This is a genomic window from uncultured Blautia sp. (assembly GCF_902497045.1).
Lineage (GTDB): Bacteria > Bacillota > Clostridia > Lachnospirales > Lachnospiraceae > Blautia_A.
Genome location: NZ_CABVDF010000166.1, coordinates 1 through 6,314, shown reverse-complemented (window position 1 = coordinate 6,314; position 6,314 = coordinate 1). Strand labels below are relative to the sequence as shown.

At 43.6% G+C, this 6,314-nt stretch carries 6 protein-coding genes; all 6 read left to right on the top strand.

The window, feature by feature from the left end; genetic code table 11:
- The first annotated feature begins 103 nt into the window (after positions 1-103).
- A complete protein-coding gene (locus RDS42_RS11125) occupies positions 104-751 on the top strand; it encodes a redox-sensing transcriptional repressor Rex (RefSeq protein ID WP_308783726.1) in 648 nt (215 codons plus the stop codon).
- Between the two features lie 103 nt (positions 752-854).
- Positions 855-2,375 carry an NAD(P)H-hydrate dehydratase gene (locus RDS42_RS11120; protein ID WP_308783725.1) on the top strand — a complete coding sequence of 507 codons (1,521 nt, stop codon included), beginning with the start codon at positions 855-857 and terminating at the stop codon, positions 2,373-2,375.
- Positions 2,362-3,528: an alanine racemase gene (gene alr / locus RDS42_RS11115; protein ID WP_308783724.1), complete on the top strand. Its 1,167-nt coding sequence runs from the start codon at positions 2,362-2,364 to the stop codon at positions 3,526-3,528. The genes RDS42_RS11120 and alr overlap by 14 nt, the downstream gene beginning before the upstream one ends.
- Positions 3,529-3,624: 96 nt before the next feature.
- On the top strand, positions 3,625-3,972 hold the full coding sequence (locus RDS42_RS11110) for a type II toxin-antitoxin system PemK/MazF family toxin (protein ID WP_308783723.1): 348 nt from the start codon (positions 3,625-3,627) through the stop codon (positions 3,970-3,972).
- 121 nt (positions 3,973-4,093) lie between these two features.
- Positions 4,094-5,398, top strand: coding sequence for a hemolysin family protein (locus tag RDS42_RS11105; protein WP_308783722.1), 1,305 nt, complete (start codon positions 4,094-4,096; stop codon positions 5,396-5,398).
- A 31-nt stretch (positions 5,399-5,429) separates the two neighbouring features.
- Positions 5,430-6,158 carry a YebC/PmpR family DNA-binding transcriptional regulator gene (locus RDS42_RS11100; RefSeq protein WP_177274051.1) on the top strand — a complete coding sequence of 243 codons (729 nt, stop codon included), beginning with the start codon at positions 5,430-5,432 and terminating at the stop codon, positions 6,156-6,158.
- Positions 6,159-6,314 lie beyond the last annotated feature (156 nt).

Below are 6,314 nucleotides of genomic sequence, written 5' to 3'. Positions count from 1 at the left end.
TTTTGTAAAGACCAAAAAGTTTTTGCAAAGAGAAAAAACTTTATTTGACATTAAAATAACATTTCGTTATAATTAGATAGGAAATCAGAAGGAGGGTCATCTTGTGGAGGCAAAACAAATTTCAAAAGCAGTGATCAAAAGGCTGCCCCGTTATTATCGATATCTTGGAGAATTGCTGGAAGAAAATGTAGAACGGATTTCTTCCAATGACCTCAGCAGGAAAATGCATGTTACAGCATCCCAGATCCGTCAGGATCTGAATAATTTCGGTGGCTTCGGCCAGCAGGGTTACGGCTATAATGTAAAATATCTTTATACAGAAATTGGAAAGATTCTGGGTCTGGATACGGTTCATCCCATGATCATTGTCGGTGCCGGTAATCTTGGTCAGGCTCTGGCAAATTATGTGGATTTTGAGAAACGTGGATTTAAACTCATGGGAATTTTTGATATCAATCCGGTATTGGAGGGGATTGCAGTACGCGGCATTGAGATTCAGATGATCAGTGATCTTCCTTTTTTCCTGAAAGAAAATCAGATTGAAATTGCAATCCTGACACTTCCGAAAAATAAAGCGGGAGATATGGCGGATATCCTTATCGAAAACGGGATCAAGGCTATCTGGAATTTTGCACATATCGATCTGGAGACTCCCGATGATGTGATCGTGGAAAATGTACATCTTTCAGAAAGTCTAATGAGACTTTCCTACAATCTGAGTCAGTACCGTCAGGAACATGAAAACAGCTGATATGTCCTGGTTTAAGGACCTTTTTATAAGTGCTTGTTAAAACAGGCTGTCACCCTATTTCCAGGCGTGGCAGCCTGTTGCTGTGTACAGAAAGGACAGAAGCATGAAAAAAGCAGTAAGCTGCAGTCTTATGAAAAAATTGGATCAGAATACGATCCAAAAAATGGGGATTCCTTCTTTAGTCCTTATGGAGAGGGCTGCCGTAAAAACAGCAGAAGAAATAGAAAAAATCCTGAAAAACAGAAAAACAGAAGAAAAGATTCTCTGTGTGTGCGGAAGCGGAAATAACGGAGGAGACGGCATTGCGGCTGCAAGGATCCTGTTTCTTCATGGATATCATTCGGAGATTTTTTTAGCAGGAGATCCTTCTCATATGACAGAAGAAACAAAACAGCAGTACCGCATCGCTCAAAATTATCAGGTACCTGTTGTGAATAACCCGGAATGGCAGGAATATACTACTATAGTAGATGCACTTTTTGGGGTGGGACTGGCCCGTCCTGTAAAAGGAAGATATGCAGACCTGATCCGCGATATGAATCTGGCTTCCGGGTGGAAGGTATCCGTAGATATCCCTTCCGGAATCAACGGCGATACAGGAGAAGTAATGGGGACTGCTTTTTCGGCAGATATGACTGTGACCTTTGCCTTCCGGAAAGCGGGACTTTGTCTTTATCCGGGAAGAAAATTTGCCGGAAAAACGGTAACTGCAGATATCGGCATCTATGAGGCTGCGGAACGAATGGATCCCTGTTATCTTCTGGAGGACAGTGATATAAAAGAACTGCCCAAAAGAAGCCTGGAAGGCAATAAAGGAACTTTTGGCAAAGTACTTGCTGTTGCAGGCAGCAGCGGAATGTGCGGAGCGGCATATTTCTGCGCGGCTGCGGCTGTGGCAGCCGGTGCCGGCATGGTGAAAATCCTGACAGAAAAAGACAACCGGATTCCACTACAGATGCTGCTTCCAGAGGCGATCATTAACTGCAGTGAAGAGCCAAAGGAATGGGAAAAAGACCTGGACTGGTGTGATGTTCTGATCATTGGGCCAGGGCTTGGAAAATCGGAAAGAAGCCGGAAAATACTGTCATGGTTTCTGGAGCATAACCAGGAAAAAAGGCCGGTGATCCTGGATGCAGACGGTCTGAACCTTCTGGCAGAGAATCCCGGTTGGAGGAAGGTTCTGGGAAAACACACCGTTCTGACTCCACATATGGGAGAGATGAGCCGGCTTACCGGAAAAACGTTGCCGGAGCTCCGGAAAGATCGTATATCAGCATCCAGAGAACTGGCAGAGGAAACCGGAGCAGTCTGTGTTTTAAAAGATGCATGTACTGTAACAGCTTCTCCTGACGGTACTGTGTGGCTGAACCTTTCAGGAAATCCAGGAATGGCTGCAGCAGGAAGCGGAGATGTGCTTGCCGGTGTACTGGCAGGAATGTTCTGTGCAAATCTGGAAAACAATCTGTTTAAACCGGACAAAGCAGCTGCCCTTGGTGTGTATATTCATGGAAGAGCAGGAGATCTGGCTGCAAAAACAAAAGGAGAATACGGGATGAAAGCAGGAGACCTGCTTCCGGCAGTTTCTGAAGTGACAGGATACGGAGGAAGATATGAAAAAATATGACAGGATCAAAGCAGTTGTTTCTCTGGATGCTATAAATAATAATTTCAGAGAAATGAGAAAAAACATAAAAAAAGACACAAAGATCATTGCTGTGATCAAGGCTGACGGATATGGACATGGTGCCGAAGCTGTTGCAGCGCTGATCCACGACCGTGACTATATCTGGGGATTTGCAGTTGCAACTGCTGAGGAGGCTCTTCAGCTTCGCTCTTTTGGAGTGAAGAAACCAATTCTTATTTTAGGGATTGTATTTGAAGAATATTTTCCTGAAATGATCGCTGAGGATATACGACTGACGGTCTGCGAGTATACAATGGCTCAGAAATTATCTGAAGAAGCAGTCCGCCAGGGAAAAAACGTACATATCCATCTGGGGCTGGATACGGGAATGAGCCGCATCGGTTTTGCAGATGTGCCTGAGAGTGCGGAGGAGATCCGTAGGATCTCATTTCTTCCGAATCTTTGTATAGAAGGTATGTTCACTCATTTTGCCAGAGCAGATGAAAAAGACAAATCCCCGGCCGAAAAACAGCTTGACAGATATTTATCTTTTGCAGGGCTTCTGGAGGAAAAAAATATTGATATTCCTTTGAAACACTGTTCTAACAGTGCAGGGATCATCCGTATGCCGGAGGCAAACTTGAATGCAGTTCGGGCCGGAATTACCATATATGGGATCTATCCGTCTAACGAAGTAGAGAGAGATCCTGTAAAACTGGAACCAGCCATGGAACTGAAAAGCCATATAAGCTATATGAAGGTACTTAAGGCCGGAGCTGAAGTCAGCTATGGAGGCACTTTTAAAGCTCAAAAAGATATGAAAGTTGCCACCATTCCCGTAGGATACGCAGATGGATATCCAAGAAGCCTGTCAAATAAAGGGGCTGTTCTGATTCATGGAAAGAAAGCTCCTATTATTGGCCGGGTCTGCATGGATCAGTTTATGGTAGATGTATCCCATATACCGGAAGCTCAAAAAGGTGATGAAGCAACACTGATCGGAAAAGATGGCGACCAGTTTATCAGTATGGAGGAGATTGGTGATCTGTCCGGCAGATTTTCTTACGAGTTTGCCTGCGATATCGGCAAACGTGTGCCAAGGATTTACATGAAAAACGGAAGAGAATGGGGAGAACTGACTTTTTTTAAATGATCCCTGACGGAAGAAACTGGAACTATCACGCATGTATACACAAGAAAAATCTGGAAATACTCATCAGTAGAGAAAACAGGATGGAGTGTGAATTGTGTGGTAATAAAAAGAGGGGATATATTTTATGCGGATCTCAGACCTGTGGTAGGAAGTGAGCAGGGTGGAGTACGCCCGGTTTTGATCATACAGAATGATGTTGGGAACCGGCACAGTCCTACAGTGATATGTGCCGCAATCACTTCAAAGATGAATAAGGCAAAACTGCCTACTCACATTGAGATAGATGCTTCTGCCTATGGAATCGAAAAGGATTCGGTGATTCTTTTGGAACAGCTCCGCACCATTGACAAAAGAAGACTGAAAGATAAAGTATGTCATTTAGATCAGGGAATGCTGGATCGTGTCAATCATGCTCTTGAGATCAGCCTTGAGCTTAGTTTTTAGGAGAATCCCCGGGAATCCTTGACGAATCATTAGGAAAGTGCTATATTTTAGCAGTGATTATGCGAATCTGCAGGTGTTTTTTTGCATCTTCCAGATCGTGAAAAAAGAAAGGAAATACTAAATGGACGACGGCAGTCGATGGCCCCTGGGGGGGCTGATTGTTCTGATACTATTGATCCTGCTGAACGGTATATTCTATGGATTTGCCGCAGCAGTGAGAAACTTAAGTCAGAGTGAAATACAAAAAATGGCAGAGGAAGGCAATAAAAAGGCCATTCTTCTGAAGCGGCTTCTGGAGGAACCTGTGCGTTATGTAAATGCGATTCCCCTGATTGTCACTGCTTCAGGAATTTTTATGGGTGTTTTTCTTGTACCGATGCTTGCGCGGATGTCTCACCGTTACATAGATCAGTTTCCTGCACTGGTACTGATCTCCGTTCTCTGTGTTATGATCCTTGCATCTTTTGGAATCCTTATGTTCCGCCGTATTGGAAGTTATCGTTCTCAGCGGTATGCTTTCCGTTATATCGGGCTTATCAATGCAGTGGTCACTGTTTTATGGCCGCTTACTTTGCTAGTAACAGCTCTTGCAAGAATGACCGCAGTGATCTTTGGAGTAGGACTTCGTGAGCAGCAGGAGGCTGTAACAGAAGAAGAGATCATTTCTATTGTAGATGAAGCCCATGAGCAGGGAGTCATTGAAAAAAATGAAGCAGAAATGATACAAAATATCATTTCATTTAATGAGACAAAAGTTGGAGATATCATGACTCACCGAACCGCAGTGGTAGGCTTTGATCAGGAACGGTTTTTGAAAGATGTCATTGATGAAATGCTGGAGGAGGGAAATTCCCGTTATCCTGTTTATGCAGAGGATATGGATGATATCCAGGGATTGCTTCATTATAAGGACGCGCTGAAGTTTATGACTCAGAATCCGTGGGCAAAATTCAAGCCTTTAAAAGAACTTCCGGGGCTGATCCGAAAAGCTGACTTCGTTCCGGAATCGGCCAGTATCAGTAATCTGTTCCGTACTATGCAGCTGAAACAGACACATATGGCAGTTGTAGTAGATGAATATGGACAGACAGAGGGAATTGTTACCATGGAAGATATTCTGGAAGAAATTGTCGGAGAAATTCTGGATGAATACGATGGCGATGAAGATATCACCATCAGAACACAGACAGATAACAGTATTTTGATAGATGGATTTGCCGAAATCGAGGATGTAGAAGAAGAACTTGGCATCAGTTTTGGCCATGTAGAAGTGGCTACACTGAACGGTTTTTTGACGGAAATGCTGGGACATATCCCTACAGAGGCAGATCTGGAAAAAGAACTTGTTGCAAACGGCTACCGATTTAAGATCATTTCCCTTGGTCACAGGACGATTGGAAAGGTACGGGCCGAAAAAATAAAATAAAGGATAATGACACAAAAGGAGAAAATAAGTTATGTCAGGACATTCAAAATTTGCAAACATAAAGCATAAGAAAGAAAAGAACGATGCTAAAAAAGGTAAGATCTTTACCGTTATCGGACGAGAAATCGTTATGGCTGTCAAAGCAGGCGGACCGGATCCGAACAATAACAGCAAGCTTCGTGATGTGATCGCCAAAGCAAAGGCAAACAACATGCCCAACGATACCATTGAACGCGGAATCAAAAAAGCAGCAGGTGCAGACTCCGCAGACAACTATGAGCACGCTACATACGAGGGATACGGACCAAACGGCGTTGCTATCATCGTAGAAACACTGACTGACAATAAAAACCGTACTGCCAGCAATGTAAGAAATGCTTTTACAAAGGGTTATGGCAGTATCGGAACACAGGGCTGTGTATCCTTTATGTTTGATCAGAAAGGACAGATCATCATTGACAAAGAAGAGTGCGAGATGGATGCTGATGAGCTGATGATGGTTGCTCTTGATGCAGGAGCAGAGGATTTCAGTGAAGAGGAAGACAGTTTCGAGGTAATTACAGCACCGGATGATTTCAGTGCAGTAAGAGAAGCTCTGGAAGCTGCCGGCGTACCTATGCTGGAAGCTCAGGTTGCTATGGTTCCCCAGACTTATGTAGAGCTTACCGACGAAAAAGATATCAAGAACCTTCAGAAGACTTTGGATCTTCTGGATGAAGACGACGACGTAACCGACGTTTGGCACAACTGGGATGAATAAATGAAAACAGCTCTCGAACCCTTGCAAACAGGGGATTTGAGGGCTGTTTTTATGGGAAAGAACAGTGTTGGTATATAAGGGGTAATACTGATTTTATTATAAAATGTCTTTCGATGATGCTATTCTTTTGAAGTACAAATGGTTGCCTTAAAGAAT